Source organism: Marinobacterium jannaschii DSM 6295, assembly GCF_000620085.1.
Classification (GTDB): Bacteria; Pseudomonadota; Gammaproteobacteria; order Pseudomonadales; family Balneatricaceae; genus Pontibacterium; species Pontibacterium jannaschii.
The window spans coordinates 19,874-37,169 of sequence record NZ_JHVJ01000018.1 but is presented as its reverse complement, the minus strand read 5'-3'; the positions used below and the strand labels follow the sequence as shown (position 1 = coordinate 37,169).

Below are 17,296 nucleotides of genomic sequence, written 5' to 3'. Positions count from 1 at the left end.
GATACCGGTCCGGACTGATACTAGCCGGACGGGATACTGAAAGTGTGACGGCGCTAAGGGTAACCCGCGATCAGGCCGTCATCATCGATATGGAGGCTATCGGGCTGACCGTACTATTGGGCTGATGCTCAGAGTGCCGCCACCCCGAACAGCCAGGGGTGTATCTGCAGCATCAGGTAGGTCAGCAGCAGAGCCTGCAGAGCCAGACTCAGGTCGCGCCACAACGGGGCGCGGGCAAACTTCAGCTCAGGCCAGCGTCGACGCAGAACCCACTGCTTGTAGAGGGCGAAACAGCCCAAAGTGCCGAACAGTATCAGCGAGCGCTGCGAACCGTTGCTGATCAGATGGGCCAGTGCCCAGAGGCTGATACCCCACATCATCGGGTGCAGGGTCAGGCGTTTCAGATTACAGCGCTGAAAAGCGGCCAGGATCAGCGCCAGAGAGAACGGCATCAACACCAGTGTCAGCAACGATGTCCATTGCGGTCGCTGCCAGAGCAGCTGGACTTCGGTCTGTGAATAGCCGATCCCCACCAGCATCAGCGCAATCAGGGTGAAAAAACTAAAGAACGCCAGATAGCGTTCGTTGCCGATACGCAGACGCAGCCAATAACGTAATGGCCGCACCTGTGGCAGCATATGGATCAGCAGGAACAGCCCCAGCCCGCCTAACAGTGTCTTCATTCAGCTACCCTCTACAACGGTAACTCCCTTTAACGCTGATCAGATCCTCTGACTTTAATTCAAGAATTCAAATAACCCATTGGCTACGAAAACGGCCACCACCACGCCGAACAGGGCGATAAAACGCAGTATCAGGCAGACCCGGCAGGCCTTCTTTTTAGCCATATCAGCCGCCCGCCAGTTTCACCTTGAAGCCTTCCTTTTCCAGTGCCAGCTTCAGTTTATCCCGGTGATCGCCCTGTATCTCGATCACACCCTCTTTCAGTGCGCCACCGGTACCACAGACCTTTTTCAGCTTCTTCGCCAGTGCTTTCAGTTCCGGCTCAGACAACGGGATACCACTCAGTGTAGTCACACCTTTGCCCTTGCGGCCGGATGTTTCGCGGCGAATGCGCACTATGCCGTCCAGCGTTTCCAGGCGGGCCTGATCCTGCAGCTGGTCACAGATACAGCTGTCTTCCGGTTGCTCGCACTGTGGACAGGTACGGCCATGTTCGGTTGAGTACACCAGTCCCCGTAACTGGTCTTTCATTGAAGCCATCGACTACTCCTGCGCTTAAGCTGACTAATTTATCCCAGGCCGCCGATCTGACGCGCCAGATATGAGGCGTAATTGTCGGTCATCCCGCTGATGAAATCGAGCGCCCGCATATAAGCGTTGTACAACGGCATCTCGGACGGCGGCGCATGGACGCCCATCAGGCTCTTGATCTTCTGGGTGCGATAGCTGAGATCGACACCGCCCTTAGTGTGATTTTCATGGACCGCCATACAGAACTGCTCCAGCAGGATACCCAGCGTGGTGTAAGCGCCGACTTCCAGCTCGGCCTTGCGGTTGTCCGGAAACACCCGCTGCTGCGCCAGGGTCTTGGCCTTATGCAGGCCGTCACGGACGCCCGGGTCACCGTCGGCCAGCAGTTCTCCGGCATAGATACCACGCATAATCGCATCGCGATGATCCATAAAGGCGGCAACCGCCGAGTTCACCATCGATTCCATCGCCTTGCCGCGCAAGGCCGAGATCTTACGTCGCGCCGAGACTTCGCTGCTGAGCAACTCGGCTTCATGGGCCTGATCGCCACACAGCTCCAGCAGGATAGGCCTGACCTCCTCAAACGTCAGGATGTTCAGCTCAATGGCATCTTCCAGATCAAGGATGGCGTAACAGATATCATCCGCCGCCTCCAGCAGCCAGCTGAGGGGGTGGCGGCACCAGCGGTCAGTATCCTGCGGCACCAGCCCAAGCTCGCGGGCCAGCTCATTGAGTATAGGAATTTCCGCCTGATAGCAGCTGAACTTGCCCTTGGCCGTGGCGTCCTTAACCGTCCAGGGGTATTTCAGCAGCGTGCCGAGCGTCGGATAGGTCAGGCGCAGGCCGCCATCGAAGAGGTTATTTTCGATACAGGTCACCACCCGAAATCCCTGTGCATTACCTTCAAAGGTTTGCAGGTCTTTGATTTCGATCTCACTCAGTCCCTCCAGCAGGGGGCCGTTGAGGCGATGGCGGAACCAGTCACGAATGGCGTATTCACCGGCATGACCAAACGGCGGGTTACCGATATCGTGGGCCAGGCAGGCCGACTGCACGATCATTCCCAGATCGGCGGCGGTGATCCAGCCCGGCAGTTCATCCGCCAGCAGCTCACCCACCCGGATGCCCAGGCTGCGTCCCACACTGCCAACTTCAACCGAGTGAGTCAGGCGGGTATGGATATGGTCGTTCAGTGCCAGCGGATGAACCTGGGTTTTCCTTCCCAGGCGGCGAAACGCACTGCAGAAGATGATGCGGTCATGGTCTTTATGGAAGTGGCTACGCCCCACCTCCTGGGGTGGCAGCGCCTTATGGCCGTAACGTTTGGTACTGAGAAGGGCTTCCCAGGTCATTTTCATAGATCGACTCCCTCACCATTCGTCCTGATCTTCAGGTCACCTGCGAACGTTCACTCATCAACCCGCGGCAGGTTCCTTAGGTAATTTTTATGATATATCGGCCGTGCCCGCCAGAACTGTATGCCGCGCACTTTCAGGCGCTCGTTGGCGGGAGATTATGTTCTAAGCTAAATCATATCTGCCGTATATTGCTATAGCAGTATACGAGGGGAACCTGCGAATAAGCCTCCGAAGCGCTCTGCCTGACATTCAGAGACCCGAATAGACTTATTCGCAGTGTCCCGCAGCAGTTTCCTGAGGCCAGTACAGGGAGGAGGACCAAAGCCAGTCAGACGGCACCTCACAACCGAAACAGTCAAGTCGGGGGAGGTGTTGATATGTCGGACCGGACCACGCCGATACAGAACTATAACCAGTGGACACTGGCTGGCGCAGGACTCGGCCTGCGCCAGGGGCACTACAGGGACTTTCTGCAACATAAACCCGGCCTCAGCTGGCTGGAGATTCTCAGTGACCTGCATGTGGATATGCTCGGTCCGGAGATGAGACTGCTGGAGCAGATCCGCTGCTTCAGCCCCCTCAGCCTGCACGGCAGCCGTATGTCTCTCGGATCTGCCGAACCGCTCAACTACCGCTACCTGAAGCAGCTGAAGCAGCTGGCCATCCGGCTGGAGAGCAGCTGTATCTCTGATCATATCGCCTTCAGTTCGCTGGACGGCCAGTTCAGCCAGACCCTGCTGCCACTGCCGCTGACTGAAGAAGCGCTGGATCATCTGGTACCGCGGATACAGGAAGTGCAGGACTATCTCGGCCAACAGATACTGCTGAAAAACCCGGCCTGCTACTTCCGCTATACCCACAGTACCCTGAGCGAGGGTGAGTTTATGGCCGCACTGGCGCAACGCGCCGATTGCTTGCTGATACTGGATCTCAGCAACAGCTACATCAACCAGTACAACCTCGGGCGCAATGCGCTGGACTGCTTCGACCAGCTGCCTGCCAGCCGGATAAGGCAGATTCACCTCAGTGGTTTCACCGATTGCTCGCGCTACCTCACCGCCAGCCGCGACTGTAAGCCGCAGGATGCCGTACTGGCGCTGTATGAAGCCGCGCTGGAACAGTTCGGTCCGGTCCCGGTGGCGCTGGAATGGGATTACAACCTGCCGCTGTTGCATACCCTGGTGCAGGAAGTACATATGCTGGAACAGCTGATGGTGGGCCGTCAGCGCAAGATGAGGGCAAGCCGATGACTATGTTGCAACAGATCGAACAGGCACTGCTGGACGAGATAAACGGCAAACCCCATCCCGAACTCAGCAGCGAGATCGGCAGCCTGCATATGGAACCGGCCGAGTGTCTCGGCATCTGCCGCGAGCAGAACCTGCGCCTGCAAAAAGGTGCCCTGGCGTCGCTCTATCCGGCCAGCAAGGCGTTACTGGGCGACAGCTTCTTTGATCAGCTATGTGTCACTTATTCCCAGCGCTTCGGCAGCGAGACGGACGACCTGATGCATTTCGGCGACCGCTTTCCGATGCTGATGGTACAGCTGTGCCAGGAACACCCTGAACTGGACAGTCTGAAGATGCTGCCGGAACTCAGCCTGATGGAGTGGCACCTCTACAGCTGTCGCCACTCACCGGAAGACAGGCCGCTGGATACCGAGCAACTGGCTGCGCTGCCGGAGATACTCAGCCCGATGCTGGCCTTTGATGTCTGTCGCAATCTGCGGCTGATGTACTGTATCTGGCCGGTGATGGAGTTTCTTCAGGCTGAGAACGGCGTACCGGATAAGCCCCTGGAAGCGCGCGGCTGTCAGCAGTGGGTCTGCATCTACCGCTACGAAAACGCCACCCGCATCGAACAGATCAATGATACGCTGGCGGCAGTTCTGGGTGCCCTGCTGAAAGGCTACAGTCTGGGCGAGATGGCCCAGCAGTCACTGGATATCAGCTGCCACCTGCCCGACCTGCTGGCCCGCAACTGGCTGTCCGGCTATCACCTGATTGAGGAACAGGCCTGACTTCAGGCCGGCTGGATAACGAGCTGGTCGTACCATTCGACGATATCGGCTCGCAACGCCCCGTCACTCAGTGCCGGGGATAACCAGCCTTCGCTGAACAGGCAATCAATCGGGCGCGGCTCTGGCTGGCTGAATGCAATGGCGCAATGCAGCCAGAGTGCAGGCGCATTGCGGCTCAGGTTGTCCTGCTCCAGACCCTCTCCGGTCACCAGCCGGATCAGGCCCTCCGGAAAGCTCCAGAGACGCAACAGATAGGCCGTCACATCGTTGCTGTGACATAAACCACGCTCCGTTTCGTAGATCCGCTGTGGCTGCCCTGCCAGGTTGACATAATGACGCATCTGCTCTGTATCCATTGAGGCTTCACAGAGTAGCACCAGCTTCCCGAGACAATTCAGCATTCCGGCATTAAACACCGCTTCGCGCTCTGCACGCCCTCCACCTGCAACATCGGCGACCTGCATCGCCATCGCAGCGATCTCAAGGCTGCGATTCAGAAATAACCGATGACTGCTTTCGTCAATCAGACGGTTGGATTTCAACAGACCGAGATTCAGCACCAGACCGCGAATGACATCAGTCCCCAGCGCGACCACGGCCTCTTCGGCGCTGGCAACCGGCTCCGGCAGGGCGAAAAAAGCCGAGTTTGCCAGCTGGATGATCTTCGCCAGCATCACCGGCTCACGGGTAATCAGAGCCCCCAGCTGCGCTGCGCTGAAATCCTCCTGTCCCAGCAGCAGGTCTACCTCCTGATAGATTTCCGGCAACACCGGCAGCTCGGACAGGCCTCCCAGCCGCTGCTTTTCGCTCTGCTCCAGATGCATCTCTTTCAACACCCGCGCCCGCTTCAGCAGGCTCTGAATACTCTCCTCGTCATAGGGCTTGGGCATGAAAATATGACACCACTTACTGGCCTCGATAAAGCTGTCCTGCTCGGAATAACCTGACAATATGACCCGGATACTGCCGGGTTGCAGCCGGCTCGCTTCTGCCAGCACCTTGCTGCCGTTCATGCCCGGCATCCGCATATCGCTGACGATCAGATCATAGGATTGCTGCGTAAACAACTCGACCGCCTGAAACGGGTCATTACAGAACTCGCACTCCCAGTCCTGCCGGTATCGCCTCATCAGGCGGCGCAGCGAATTGAGGATATTAATTTCGTCATCAATAAATAGAATCTTCACTGCTCTGCCTCTGCCAACGGCCTGGGTTCTGTCCTGAAGCGGACCGGATAGGTTTGCTGCTCCAGCTGTCGCCGGAAACAATCGGCCGGAACCGGCGGACTGAAGAGAAATCCCTGGCCGAGATCACAGCCCGCCTCGGCCAGGTACTGCAACTGCTGTTCATTTTCGATGCCCTCAGCCACAACCTTCATACCGAGGTCATGTCCCATCCGGATCATGCTGGAGACCAGACTGAGGCGTTCCTTATCCTGCTCTATTCCGGTTACAAAAGAGCGGTCTATTTTCAGCACATCCACCGGCAGATCCCGCAGATAGTTAAATGAAGAGTATCCGGTCCCGAAGTCATCAATCGCCAGGCTTATTCCCAGACCTTTCAGTGTCTCCAGTAACCGCTTGCAGGCCTCGACATCGCCGAGAAACACCGACTCGGTAATCTCCAGCTGCAGATACTCCGGCGGCATGCCGCTGAGGTTGAGTATGTTGGTAATGGCATCGACTATACCCGGATGCTGCAACTGCACCGAAGACAGGTTGACCGCCAGCCGGAATCCCGGCAAGCCTTCCATATGCCAGATGCGGGACTGGGATACCGAGCTTTGTAATACCCATTCACCAATAGGGTTGATCAGTCCGGAGTCCTCAGCCAACGGGATAAACACGGCCGGGGACACCACCCCCTGCTGCGAGCGATCCCAGCGCAACAGCGCTTCGGCACCTTCGATATACCCGGTTTTCAGATCGACCTTGCTCTGGTAATAGACCCTCAGCTCATCCCGCTCAAGCGCGCGGAACAGGCCGTTCTGCAGTTCCAGCATCTCTCGCCCCGGCAGGTTCATCGCGGTCTGGTAACGCGGGCAATAGTTGCGACCGCTGGCCTTGGCGCTTTTCAGGGCCAGTTGCGCATTGCGCACCAGCTCCTCCGGCGTATCGCCATCCTCCGGCGCCAGCGCATATCCGGCGTTAAAGCGCAGGTAACACTCATTGTCATCCCAGCGAATGATCGCCTCGAACGGCTGCAGTATGCGGGTGATCAGGTCCCGTCCCTGATGGCTGAGTGAGATTCCGGGCTTGAACAACAGAAATTCATCCCCGCCCATATAGGCCAGCCGGTCTTCCTGACCCAGCTGATCCATCAGCGTATCGGCCACCACCTTCAGCAGCTGATCGGCAGAGCGATAGCCAAAGCTGTGATTGATCTGGGTGAAGTTGTGAATATCCAGATAGAAGAGGGCCGCCTTGTCGACAGCACTTTCAAGCTGCTGATCGAGAAATCCCATCATCTGATCGCGGGTCATCAGATTACTGACCCCCATAGCGTTATGTACCGGTGTATTCAGCGGTGCCAGCGCCAGTGTTAGCTGGCAACCGCCCGGCATCGCGGTATAGAACGCCTGTAGCAGGGAACCATCCGGCCGCTGGAAAGAGAGCATATCGCCGTCGAGCAGGCCTTCCCGGGACAGGAGGTCGTCGGCATTAAGAAACCAGTTGCTTAGCAGATGTCCCTGCAAAGTGCGGCTATCATCACCGATCAAATCGCCAGCTGCGGGATTCGCCAGCACGATGCGGTGTTCGGCATCCAGCCGGATCATGGCATCGGTGGTGGTGTTGGCGAATTCGCGATAGGTATTGAGGCGGCTGTTCTCGGCCCAGAGGTTAAACGCCTCTTCCACGGCGGACCTTAGTTCCGCCTCGTCGAAGGGTTTGGCCAGAAACTTATACACAGCACCGCTGTTGATCGCCTGCATAATCGAATCAAGGTCGGCATAGCCGCTTAATATCATACGTACGGTGTCGGCATAGTCCCTGCGGATCTTCGACATCAGTTCAGCGCCGTTCATATTCGGCATCCGGAAGTCCGACAGGACAACGGCGACCGGTTGCGATGCCATCACTTCAAGTGCCCTGGCACCGCTTTCTGCGGTTACTACTTTGTATCCTGAACGGCGAAATACCCGTTGTAACGCTTTCAGGATCATCGGTTCATCATCCACCAGAAGCAGAACTCGTTCCATGATATCGCCCTTGCGGTGTAATTATTATCGGTTCTGCCAGCGCGGTGGCTGACAGCGCTCAGGATCTCGCCGTCAGCGCACAGACCTGATCGGCAAGCTCCTGATTATCAAATGGTTTAGGCAAGCAGGCGTCGGCGCCTGACTCGCGTGCCCGTTGCAACTGAATATCATCCAGACCGGAAATAACCAGAATGCGGATATGCCGGTAACTCTCATGGTGACGTATAAAGCGTATTACATCGAAGCCATCCAGCCCCGGCATACTCAAGTCCAGCGTGATCAGATCAGGCTGGTAGGCGCCTAGCAAGGCCCCGGTCCTGAATCCATCATCTGCAACCCTTGTATGATAGCCAATCCGCCTGAGAACGCGCTGAAGCGCCAGCGCGACGTTCTTATCATCATCCACGATCAGAACTCGCCGCTCTGCCGGCTGAAGCTCAGGCGGAAGCGGCATGCCGTTACGTTGCAGAAAGCGAAACAGTTCTTCGGAGGTAATACGGTTGTTGCCCCTGCCGGGCAGTTTGAAGCCAATTAACTCGCCCCGATCGATCCAGCGAATCACCGTACGCTGGTTAACATCACAGATTTTAGCGACGTCGCCACTGCTGTAGGTACGCGCTGATGTCATATTCGTCTCCCGAAACTGAGCGATCAGATCTATCCTCTGTAAAGCCTGTATCTGAGCAGAAAGTCAGTTCCAAGCGGCATGAAAGAGATCTGAATCCCGAAGCTTTAGGTATAGCAGTAATGACAAATAGGTCAAACGCGACAATTGTGACAATTTCAGCATCTATGCTATAGCTTTAGATACGGACGCCGCGCGAGGGCCGGTCCGGCATTCAGATGCAATTACTGATATTTAAGGATCCGGAGCCGCCATGGAAGCCACCAGCACAGCCCAGACCAGTCAGCCAACACCACAAGCCGCTATCCTCTGCGTTGATGATGAACACAGTATTCTGTCTGCCCTGCGCCGCTTACTGCGCGGCGCCGGCCATAAAGTGGTGATTGCACAGGGCGGTCATGCCGGGCTGGAAGCCCTTGCCGACAACTCCGATATCGCCGTGGTTATCTCCGATATGCGCATGCCGGAGATGTCGGGCGCCGAATTTCTGCAACAGGTTGCCGAAATGTATCCCCAGACCTGCCGCTTCCTGCTGACCGGTTATGCCGATATGGAAAGCACCGTTCAGGCGATCAATCAGGGCCGTATTGAGCACTACATCAATAAGCCATGGGACAACCAGGACCTGCTGCTGAAGGTGGATAAAGCCTTCTCGCTCATGAAACTGCGCAGTGAAAATGAGCGCCTCAATAGCCTGACCCAGAAGCAGAATGCCCAGCTTCAGGAGATGAACAAGGGACTGGAAGAGAAGGTCAGGCTGCGTACCGAACAGATCCAGCTGGCCCACAGTAAACTGAAGAGAACGGCCAGCCGGATCAATGAAAGTTATCGCGCCAGTATCCGCACCTTTTACAACCTGATCAGCCTGAACCCATACCTGGGCGGTAAACGTACGCAGATGATCGCCGATACGGCAGCGAAGCTTGCCACCCAGCTGAAACTGGACAAGGAACTGACCCAGCACTGTTATCTCACCGGGATGCTGCATGAGCTCGGCATGCTGGGCCTGCCCGAAGAGCTGTTATGCAAACAGAGGAACAGTCTCAGCGAAACCGAGCGCCAGCAGTTCTATAGCCATCCCCTGGCCGCCCGGACCGCGCTGACGCCGGTCGATACCCTGGTCCCGGTGGCCAACGCCATCGCAATGCAATATGCCCGGTTTGATGGTCAGAATGCCACCGCAGAACAGCCGCAGGGACAGAAGATCCCGGCAGCCGCCCGCATCATCAGTCCGATCAGGGATCTGGTGAACTATATGGAAGGTATTCAGCAGGAGGAGCGGCTCAGCGCGGCCGGTGCCTATGAGGTCATCGCCGCAGGGGCCGGCACGCTCTACGACCCGGCCGTGATTAATGCCCTGAAGCCGCTACTGGATAGCCTGAACAGCGAAAACAGCCTGCATGCCAACGAGAAAATGCTTGGCAGCCACCAGCTGGAACCTGGTATGCAGCTATCACGCAACCTGTTTAACCAGAATGAGATTATGCTGCTGCCTCAGGGTAGCCTTCTGAGCGAAGCGATTATCAGCCGCCTGCGGACCATCGACGAGGTCGAGGAGGAGGTGGCGATGCAGGTGTTTGTCTTTGCCGCTGAAGAGGCCGCCGCGGTCTGATCAGCGGGCACGCCTGTAGCCGGATGCGGCCGACGAAGTCCTATCGCCGGCCACAGGCGGGGCAGTATCAGGCGCCGTCCTGATACTCCTGCAACGCCCGTTTGCGCGCCGCGCTGTAATCGACCAGTGCTTCCGGGCGTAACCCTTCCGCAGCGCCCGCCCCCGGCAGATGGAGCTTTTTCGCCGGCAGCGGCTCCAGCTGAGGCAGGAAACGTTTGACAAAACGGCCTTCAGGATCAAACCGTTCAGCCTGACGCTGCGGGCTGAAGATGCGGAAATAAGGCGCGGCATCAGCACCGACTGAGGCGCTCCACTGCCAGCCACCGAGGTTTGAGGCAAAGTCGCCATCGATCAGGTTCCGCATAAAGAACCCGGCACCCAGGCGCCAGTCTACCCCCAGCAGCTTGGTAAGGAATGAGGCGGTTACCATACGTAAGCGGTTATGCATCCAGTGGGTCTGCTGTAGCTGCTTCATAGCGGCATCGACAATCGGGAAGCCGGTCTCGCCCTCGCACCAGCGCTGGAACAGCTCGGGTTCATGGCGCCAACGGATACGCTGTTCGACTTCAGGCCGAAACGGCTGCAACTTCGACATTTCAGGAAAGGCGAGCAGCAGATGGCGGTAAAACTCACGCCAGATCAGCTCGGTCAGCCACTGACTCTCCAGCCAGCTATCGCCATCGCAGCCCGCCTGCAGGGCCGCAATACACTGACGCACCGACAACACCCCGCAACTGAGATAGGGCGACAGCAGCGAAGTGCCGTTGATATCCGGATAGTCACGCTGCTCACCATAGCCCTGCACCCGCTGGGCAACAAAATTCTGTAAGCGCCGGTGGGCCACATCTTCGCTGGCAGGCCAGAGGTCTCGACGGTAATTCGCGTCATTGGCCGCTAACGGATCTGAGGTCACCGGAGAGGGTGGCACAGCCGAAGGCATTCCCAGACAGCCCGGTAACTGTTGCAGGTAACGTTGACGCCAGGCACGGCTGAACGGTGTAAATACCTTGAACATCGCACCCTGGCCGTTCAGTACCGAACCCGGCGGCATCACCAGGTCGCCATCGAAGCGCTGGCAGCCAATGCCACGTCCGGCCAGCATATCTGCCACCTGCTGGTCACGGCGCTGCTCATTAAGCGGGTACTCATTGTTGAAAAATAACGCATTGGCACCCAGTTCAGCCGCCAGACCGGCGATTGCCTCAGCGACCTGATCGAAGCGCGCCACCCGGAGTCGCTTCAACGGTATATTCAGCGCTGCCAACTGGGGTTGCAGCGCCGCCAGATTATCGCGCCAGAAGCCGATCTTCGCCGGTGCATCGTCATGCACGGCCCACTGTTCCGGCGTCTCTGCCACGACTGCCGTTACCGGCTGGCCGGTACTGCAGGCATAAAAAAGGGCCGGGTTGTCACCCAGCCGCAGGTCATTTCGCAACCAAAGCAGTTTCATATGTAGTTACGCAGCCCCAGTTGGTGAGGATGGGGATCAAGGTAGGCCTGGTTCAGAATATATTCGCTGCCGTGCCGCTTAAGGTAATGCTTCAGCATCGTCAGCGGCACCACCAGATGAACCTCGCCACGGCGGTACTGTTCGATACTCTCCAGCAGTTCCTGCTTGCACTCAGAATCCAGCGCCTTCTTCATATAGCCCATCATATGCATCAGTACATTGACATGGGTCTTTCGCTCTGCCGGCTGGCCGATATAGGCCATAAAGCGGCGGATATACTCCGCCATCGCGTCTTCCAGCGGCTGTTCATGCGCCTCTGCCAGAAAGCGGCCCAGCTGCTTGTAGCCGTCGTAGGAGTGGGCCATCAACAGGTACTTGTTACAGGCATGAAACTCCAGCAGGTTGTGGTAGCTGGGATCAGCTTCCACCGCCTGCTTCCAGCTGTAGAAGGCAAATACCCGGGTGATAAAGTTTTCCCGCAGCACCGGATCATTCAGCCGTCCCTCCTCTTCGATGGGCAGCACCGGGTTGGTCTCCATCAGGCCCTGTACAAAGAGTCCCCGGCCACCACCCGGTGCCGGATAGTTGTTCTCCTGATAGATCTTTACCCGCTCATAGCCGCAGCTGGGTGAGCCTTTAATCACCACATAGCCACAGAGTTCAGCCATCTCATTGCCGACGCGCCGGCCATGGGCCAGCAAGCCTTCGGTCACATCCAGCGACGGATCATTAGTACCCACGGCGCGCGGTGCCTTCACATCGCCCACCAGCCGGATGGGCTGGCGCGGCACTCCCAGCCCTACCGCCACCTCGGGACAAAACGGCATAAAATCAAAGCAATCACTCAGCACGTCGAGGCAATAACGGGACTGCTTGTGTCCACCATTGAAGCGCACCTTCTGACCGGTGAGGCAGGCGCTGATGCCTACCGGAATTTTATGAGTCATTTCCATGTTTAATCTCCGTTAACATTTCCATATTCAGAGGCCGATCAGCGGCTGTACCAGTCGCCCGACGATGCTGTTGAAATGCAGCGGCGCATCCGTGGCAATCAGGCAGATACAATCCTCTCCGCTGTCGGCAATCGGCTGGTGATTCACCTCGCTGTCGAGATCAGCCACGTCACCGGCGCGAAAGCGGCCAAACTCATCGCTGTAGGAACCTCGCAGGATCAGCGTCAGTTCATTGCCTTTGTGACCGTGCGGCATCACCGCCGTTCCCGGTGCGATTCGCAGTAAGCGGCAGCTGCCCTCACCCTTGATACCCAGATCATAGTGGCGGATACCGGGTGCCAGCATCTTCCAGGATAAGCGATCCAGCGGCTGGTCGATATAGTGTTCCAGCGGCCCGGGCACCGCGCTGTCCTGTGCAGCCGGATTACGCTTCAGTTCGGTCACCACCGGGGCCTTGCTGTCAGGCTGATCCAGCAACGCCATCATCTGCTCCAGTGCATCTTCGGCCATCGCCGTCTCTTCAACGGTATCCAGTAAGGCACCACCCAGCGCTTCTGCCTGATGCATTTTCTCACGACACCCCGGACACCAGGAGAGGTGGCAAGCGACCAGTAACGCCATGCCCTGAGGCAGAGCGCCGGCGGCATAGCTCAGCAGTGTTGCATCATCAAGATGGTGATGGATATTCATGCTTCATCCCCCCACAACTCCCGTAACTTATCGAATGCCAGTCGCATCCGGGATTTGACACTGCCCAGAGGCACACCCAGCCGCTCAGAAATTTCACTGTGGCTGCGGCCCTCATAAAAGGAGAGGTACACCACCTGCGCCTGCGCTTCCGGCAGGCGTGAGAGAGCCGCCGAGATGCGGTCAGCGACCAGGCTATCCGTACCGGCATGCCGCTCCGACGGGTCGGGCTCTTCTTCCGGGAGTTCACACATCGGATAGCGATCTTTGCGCATGCGGTCGATACAAAGGTTTCTCGCCAGGGTAAAGATCCAGGTGCTGGCGGCCGCTTTTTCCGGCCGGTAGAGATGCGCTTTACGCCATACAGAAAGCATCGCTTCCTGCACCACCTCCTCAGCCGCCGCATCCGGCAGACCCAGGCGGATGACATAGGACTTAAGCCGGGGCGCAAAATGGCTGAACAGCTCGGCGAAGACCGCTCTATCCTTCCGCTCGCCCAGTACCACCAGCTTAGCGCTCCATTGTTGCTGCATTTCGCCACTCTCTCTGGCCACCTTCAGGGCGCTGTTTTCGACGACTCTGTTCACATCGTCTCCTGCCTCGTTGTTATCCTTACCCATCGATACGTCCTTATGCGGCATCCGGATCACTGCAAAGTGAGTGAATTAATAATTGTGATCCTGTTGGCGTTCAGCTTCGTACAGCCATGGAAAATAAGCAAAGTATTATGCCCGCCAACATCTCAGGGGCAACGGTAATGACTCAGAGGGAGATAAGATGAACGTCGCTGCCATCCACAGGAAGAAGATCGCCATCGTCGGTTCCGGCATTTCGGGGCTCAGCTGCGCCTGGTTGCTGAACCAGGTGCACGATATCACGCTGTTTGAGAAAGATGAGCGCCTGGGCGGCCATAGCAATACGGTGCGTATCGACGACAGCAGCGGCCAGCCGGTGGATGTCGACACCGGGTTTATTGTCTATAACCCGAAGAACTACCCCAACCTGGTGCGCTTTTTCGAGCATCTCGATGTCGATAGTGCCGTCACCGATATGTCGTTTTCTGTTTCGCTTGATCAGGGAGCGCTCGAATACAGTGGTTGCGGGTTCGCCGGCCTGTTTGCCCAGCGGCGCAACCTGCTCAGGCCGGGCTTCTGGACGCTGCTGAAGGATCTCCGGCGCTTCTACCTGAATGCCGGCCGCTACAGTAGCGAGCCGGAGTTTGCCGACCTGACGCTGGGGCAGTTACTGCAAAAAAGAACGCTACAGCGATGCCTTTATCTATCAGCACCTGGTGCCGATGGGCGCTGCCATATGGTCAACGCCGGTCGACCGGATGCTCAGCTATCCGGCCCTGACCTTTCTGCGCTTCTGCCAGAACCACGGCCTGGTGCAGCTGAAAAATCGCCCCCAGTGGCGCACCGTGCCGGGAGGCAGCAAAAACTACGTCGATAAAATTGCCGCGATCCTGGGCGATAAGGTGCAGCTGAACAGCCACATCAATCGAATTGTGCGTCAGAGCGACGGCGTCTGGCTGGAAGACCGCTACGGTAAGCGGATGCACTTCGATGAAGTCGTGCTGGCCTGCCATGCCGATCAGGCATTGTCACTGCTTGACCAGCCGACCCTGCGCGAGGAGGCACTGCTTAAATGCTTCCCTTATCAACGCAACCGCGCCATTTTGCACCGGGATGAAAGCCTGATGCCATTACGACGCAGTGCCTGGGCCAGCTGGAACTATATGGGCAACTTCAGGCAGCCTGAGCCCTCGGTATCGGTGACCTACTGGATGAACCGGCTGCAGCCTCTGGCTACCGGAGACAACCTCTTTGTCAGCCTGAATCCGCTGCAGGAGCCCGCAGCAGGCAGCATCTATCGCAGCTTCCTCTACGACCATCCGGCATTCAAGCTCGACAGTGTCATGGCCCAGCAGCATCTGTGGCAATTACAGGGCGAACAGCGCACCTGGTTCTGTGGTGCCTATTTCGGCTACGGATTCCATGAAGACGGTATCCAGTCCGGACTGGCGGTAGCAGAAGCGCTCGGCGGTATTCCCCGCCCCTGGACGCTGGACAGTCCCAATTCGCGTATCCAAGTGGAAAACATACAGCGTCGCCAGTTACGCCGGGAAGCCAGCTGATGGCGCAGTTCCTGTCGAGAATCTATACCGGCAGCGTGATGCACCACCGCTACCGTCCCCGCCAGCACCGATTTATCTACCGGGTATTCAGCCTCTGTGTCGATATCGACGAGCTGCCACAGCTGCATCAGCGCTTGCGCCTGTTCGGCCATAATCGTCGTAACCTGTTCGCCTTTTACGACCGCGATTACGGTAACGGTCAGGAAGGCGGGTTACGCGACCACGCCGAAACCCTGCTGCGGAAAAACGGCCTGCAGCAGTTCAGCCAACGGATCGAACTGCTCTGCTACCCACGGATTCTGGGCTATGTCTTTAATCCGCTCAGTGTCTGGTTCTGCTACGACCAGCAGAACCGGCCCGGCGCTATCATCTATGAGGTCAGCAATACCTTTGGTGAGCGCCACAGCTATGTGTTGCCGGCCGAGCTGACTGAAACAGAGGACAATCCCCCCCTGCGCCAGCGCTGCGACAAAGCGATGTATGTTTCACCGTTTATCGGCATGCAGTGCGATTACAGCTTTCAAATCCGCCCCCCGGCAGAACAGGTAGCCATAAGGATTCATCAATCGGAACACAACCAGCCTCTGCTGCTTGCCAGCTTTAGCGGCACACAGCAGCCCCTCAGCGACCGCCAGCTGATCCGCCTGTTCCTGCGCTATCCGCTGATGACGCTGAAGGTGATTGCTGCGATTCACTGGGAAGCGCTGCGACTCTGGCTGAAGAAAACACCTTTGCAACCCCGGCCTGACGCCGATCACCCTGCCGCCCCCTCAGGAGACGCTCACGATGAAGCCCGCTGATTACTCCGCTGACTTTTCCCAAAACGCCCTGCCTGAAAGCAGCCACTGGCTGGATAAGCTGTGTCTGAACCTGTTGCGCCGGGTATTGCCACGGTTGACTGAAGGCTCACTGCGCCTGAGCTTCCCCAACGGCCAGCAATTGCAGGTGGGGGATCTGAGCCAACCGCATGCAGAGGTTCGCCTGCACAGCTACCGCGCCCTGCGCCGTTTCCTGTTCGGCGGCCTGGTCGGCTGGGCAGAAAGCTATATGGCCGACGAATGGGACTCTCCCGACATCACCGTGCTGGTGCAGTGGGCGCTGGAAAATGAACGCGCCCTCAGCGGACTGGGCAGGGCCAGCGCCCTGGGCCGGCTGCGCGACCGGCTTGTGCACCGCCTGCGCGCCAACAGTCGCCGGGGCAGTAAGCGCAACATCGCTTACCATTATGACCTGGGCAATCACTTTTACCGGCGCTGGCTCGACCAGAGTATGACCTATTCCAGTGCCCTGTTCAGCCATCCGGAACAGGACCTGCTGGCAGCACAGCAGAACAAGTTTGACCGGATCGGCGAACTGCTGGCGCTGCTGCCTGATGCCCGGCTGCTGGAGATCGGCTGCGGCTGGGGCGGTTTTGCCAGACATATACTGCAGCAGCGTCCCGATATCCGGCTGCAGGGAATCACCCTGTCAAAAGAGCAGTTACAGTGGGCAACACAGCAGCTGCAGCAGTCGGGCCTCAGCGAACGCGGCCAGCTTAAGCTGCAGGACTATCGGGACCTTCAGGGACAGTACGATGCGATCGCCTCCATCGAAATGTTCGAAGCCGTGGGGGAAAGCCACTGGCCGGGTTACTTTGAAACCCTGAAGCGCTGCCTGAAGCCGGGCGGGCGGGCCGTGCTGCAGATCATCACGATCGACGACCAGCGCTTCGATCGCTATCGCCTGCAGACCGATTTTATCCAGCGCTATATCTTCCCCGGCGGTATGCTGCCCAGCGTCAAAGTACTGCGCCAGCAGGTGGCCGATGCCGGATTTGAGCTGGAGCACCAGCAGATGTTTGGTCAGGACTATGCCCGAACGCTTGAGATCTGGCGACAGGCCTTCCTGCAACAGTGGCCGGAGATCGAGCGGCAGGGGTTCGACGAACGCTTCCGGCGTATGTGGCTGTATTACCTGGGCTACTGCGAGGGGGGCTTTCGCAGCGGTAGCATCGATGTCGGCTTCTTCGTGCTAAAAGCGCCTGACTGCTGATGGTATGAG

17 protein-coding genes are annotated in these 17,296 nt (G+C 57.8%); 7 read left to right on the top strand and 10 right to left on the bottom strand.

The annotated features are described in order from the left end of the window. Window positions 1-128 precede the first annotated feature (128 nt). The 3 genes from Q354_RS0110505 to Q354_RS0110490 form a co-directional block, all read right to left on the bottom strand. On the bottom strand, window positions 129-683 hold the full coding sequence (locus Q354_RS0110505) for an NnrU family protein (protein ID WP_027857566.1): 555 nt from the start codon (window positions 681-683) through the stop codon (window positions 129-131). 166 nt (window positions 684-849) lie between these two features. Continuing rightward, entirely contained in the window at window positions 850-1,224 is a 375-nt protein-coding gene (locus Q354_RS0110495; protein ID WP_027857565.1) for a translation initiation factor Sui1, read from the bottom strand. Between the two features lie 29 nt (window positions 1,225-1,253). Continuing rightward, a complete protein-coding gene (locus Q354_RS0110490) occupies window positions 1,254-2,573 on the bottom strand; it encodes a deoxyguanosinetriphosphate triphosphohydrolase (RefSeq protein WP_027857564.1) in 1,320 nt (439 codons plus the stop codon). A 377-nt stretch (window positions 2,574-2,950) separates the two neighbouring features. Here Q354_RS0110490 and Q354_RS0110485 point away from each other — a divergent pair, with 377 nt between their 5' ends. Together Q354_RS0110485 and Q354_RS0110480 are read left to right on the top strand one after the other, a co-directional pair. Beyond that, window positions 2,951-3,823, top strand: coding sequence for a DUF692 domain-containing protein (locus Q354_RS0110485; protein WP_051560050.1), 873 nt, complete (start codon window positions 2,951-2,953; stop codon window positions 3,821-3,823). Continuing rightward, window positions 3,820-4,593: an HvfC/BufC N-terminal domain-containing protein gene (locus Q354_RS0110480; protein ID WP_027857562.1), complete on the top strand. Its 774-nt coding sequence runs from the start codon at window positions 3,820-3,822 to the stop codon at window positions 4,591-4,593. Before Q354_RS0110485 ends, Q354_RS0110480 begins: the two co-directional genes overlap by 4 nt. Before the next feature lie 2 nt (window positions 4,594-4,595). On the opposite strand, the gene Q354_RS0110475 is transcribed toward Q354_RS0110480, so the two are convergent. The 3 genes from Q354_RS0110475 to Q354_RS0110465 are packed head-to-tail and all read right to left on the bottom strand — an operon-like array spanning window position 4,596 to window position 8,420. Beyond that, window positions 4,596-5,780, bottom strand: a complete 1,185-nt coding sequence (locus tag Q354_RS0110475; protein ID WP_027857561.1) for an HDOD domain-containing protein — start codon at window positions 5,778-5,780, stop codon at window positions 4,596-4,598. Continuing rightward, on the bottom strand, window positions 5,777-7,792 hold the full coding sequence (locus Q354_RS27360; RefSeq protein WP_051560049.1) for an EAL domain-containing protein: 2,016 nt from the start codon (window positions 7,790-7,792) through the stop codon (window positions 5,777-5,779). The genes Q354_RS0110475 and Q354_RS27360 overlap by 4 nt, the downstream gene beginning before the upstream one ends. A 58-nt stretch (window positions 7,793-7,850) precedes the next feature. Then, a complete protein-coding gene (locus Q354_RS0110465; RefSeq protein ID WP_027857560.1) occupies window positions 7,851-8,420 on the bottom strand; it encodes a response regulator in 570 nt (189 codons plus the stop codon). A 250-nt stretch (window positions 8,421-8,670) separates the two neighbouring features. On the opposite strand from Q354_RS0110465, the gene Q354_RS0110460 reads away from it, so the two are divergent. Continuing rightward, window positions 8,671-10,029, top strand: coding sequence for an HD domain-containing phosphohydrolase (locus Q354_RS0110460; RefSeq protein WP_027857559.1), 1,359 nt, complete (start codon window positions 8,671-8,673; stop codon window positions 10,027-10,029). Between the two features lie 67 nt (window positions 10,030-10,096). Here the strand turns inward: Q354_RS0110460 and Q354_RS0110455 are convergent, their stop codons facing one another. Genes Q354_RS0110455 through Q354_RS0110440 form a run of 4 tightly spaced genes read right to left on the bottom strand, consistent with a single transcriptional unit; the run spans window position 10,097 to window position 13,739 of the window. Beyond that, on the bottom strand, window positions 10,097-11,479 hold the full coding sequence (locus Q354_RS0110455) for a cryptochrome/photolyase family protein (RefSeq protein WP_027857558.1): 1,383 nt from the start codon (window positions 11,477-11,479) through the stop codon (window positions 10,097-10,099). Further along, complete coding sequence (locus tag Q354_RS0110450) at window positions 11,476-12,432, bottom strand: YbgA family protein (protein ID WP_027857557.1); 957 nt, start codon at window positions 12,430-12,432, stop codon at window positions 11,476-11,478. The genes Q354_RS0110455 and Q354_RS0110450 overlap by 4 nt, the downstream gene beginning before the upstream one ends. 27 nt (window positions 12,433-12,459) lie before the next feature. Then, window positions 12,460-13,122, bottom strand: coding sequence for a ChrR family anti-sigma-E factor (locus Q354_RS0110445; RefSeq protein WP_027857556.1), 663 nt, complete (start codon window positions 13,120-13,122; stop codon window positions 12,460-12,462). Then, on the bottom strand, window positions 13,119-13,739 hold the full coding sequence (locus Q354_RS0110440) for a sigma-70 family RNA polymerase sigma factor (RefSeq protein WP_245601027.1): 621 nt from the start codon (window positions 13,737-13,739) through the stop codon (window positions 13,119-13,121). The genes Q354_RS0110445 and Q354_RS0110440 overlap by 4 nt, the downstream gene beginning before the upstream one ends. Before the next feature lie 157 nt (window positions 13,740-13,896). Here Q354_RS0110440 and Q354_RS28720 point away from each other — a divergent pair, with 157 nt between their 5' ends. Genes Q354_RS28720 through Q354_RS25350 form a run of 4 tightly spaced genes read left to right on the top strand, consistent with a single transcriptional unit; the run spans window position 13,897 to window position 17,287 of the window. Continuing rightward, entirely contained in the window at window positions 13,897-14,571 is a 675-nt protein-coding gene (locus Q354_RS28720; protein ID WP_245601026.1) for an FAD-dependent oxidoreductase, read from the top strand. Then, complete coding sequence (locus tag Q354_RS28715) at window positions 14,453-15,256, top strand: NAD(P)/FAD-dependent oxidoreductase (RefSeq protein ID WP_245601025.1); 804 nt, start codon at window positions 14,453-14,455, stop codon at window positions 15,254-15,256. Before Q354_RS28720 ends, Q354_RS28715 begins: the two co-directional genes overlap by 119 nt. After that, the gene (locus Q354_RS25355; protein WP_051560048.1) at window positions 15,256-16,056 is read left to right on the top strand and encodes a DUF1365 domain-containing protein; all 801 of its coding nucleotides are present in this window, start codon (window positions 15,256-15,258) and stop codon (window positions 16,054-16,056) included. The genes Q354_RS28715 and Q354_RS25355 overlap by 1 nt, the downstream gene beginning before the upstream one ends. Then, window positions 16,043-17,287, top strand: a complete 1,245-nt coding sequence (locus Q354_RS25350; RefSeq protein ID WP_036229413.1) for an SAM-dependent methyltransferase — start codon at window positions 16,043-16,045, stop codon at window positions 17,285-17,287. Before Q354_RS25355 ends, Q354_RS25350 begins: the two co-directional genes overlap by 14 nt. Window positions 17,288-17,296 lie beyond the last annotated feature (9 nt).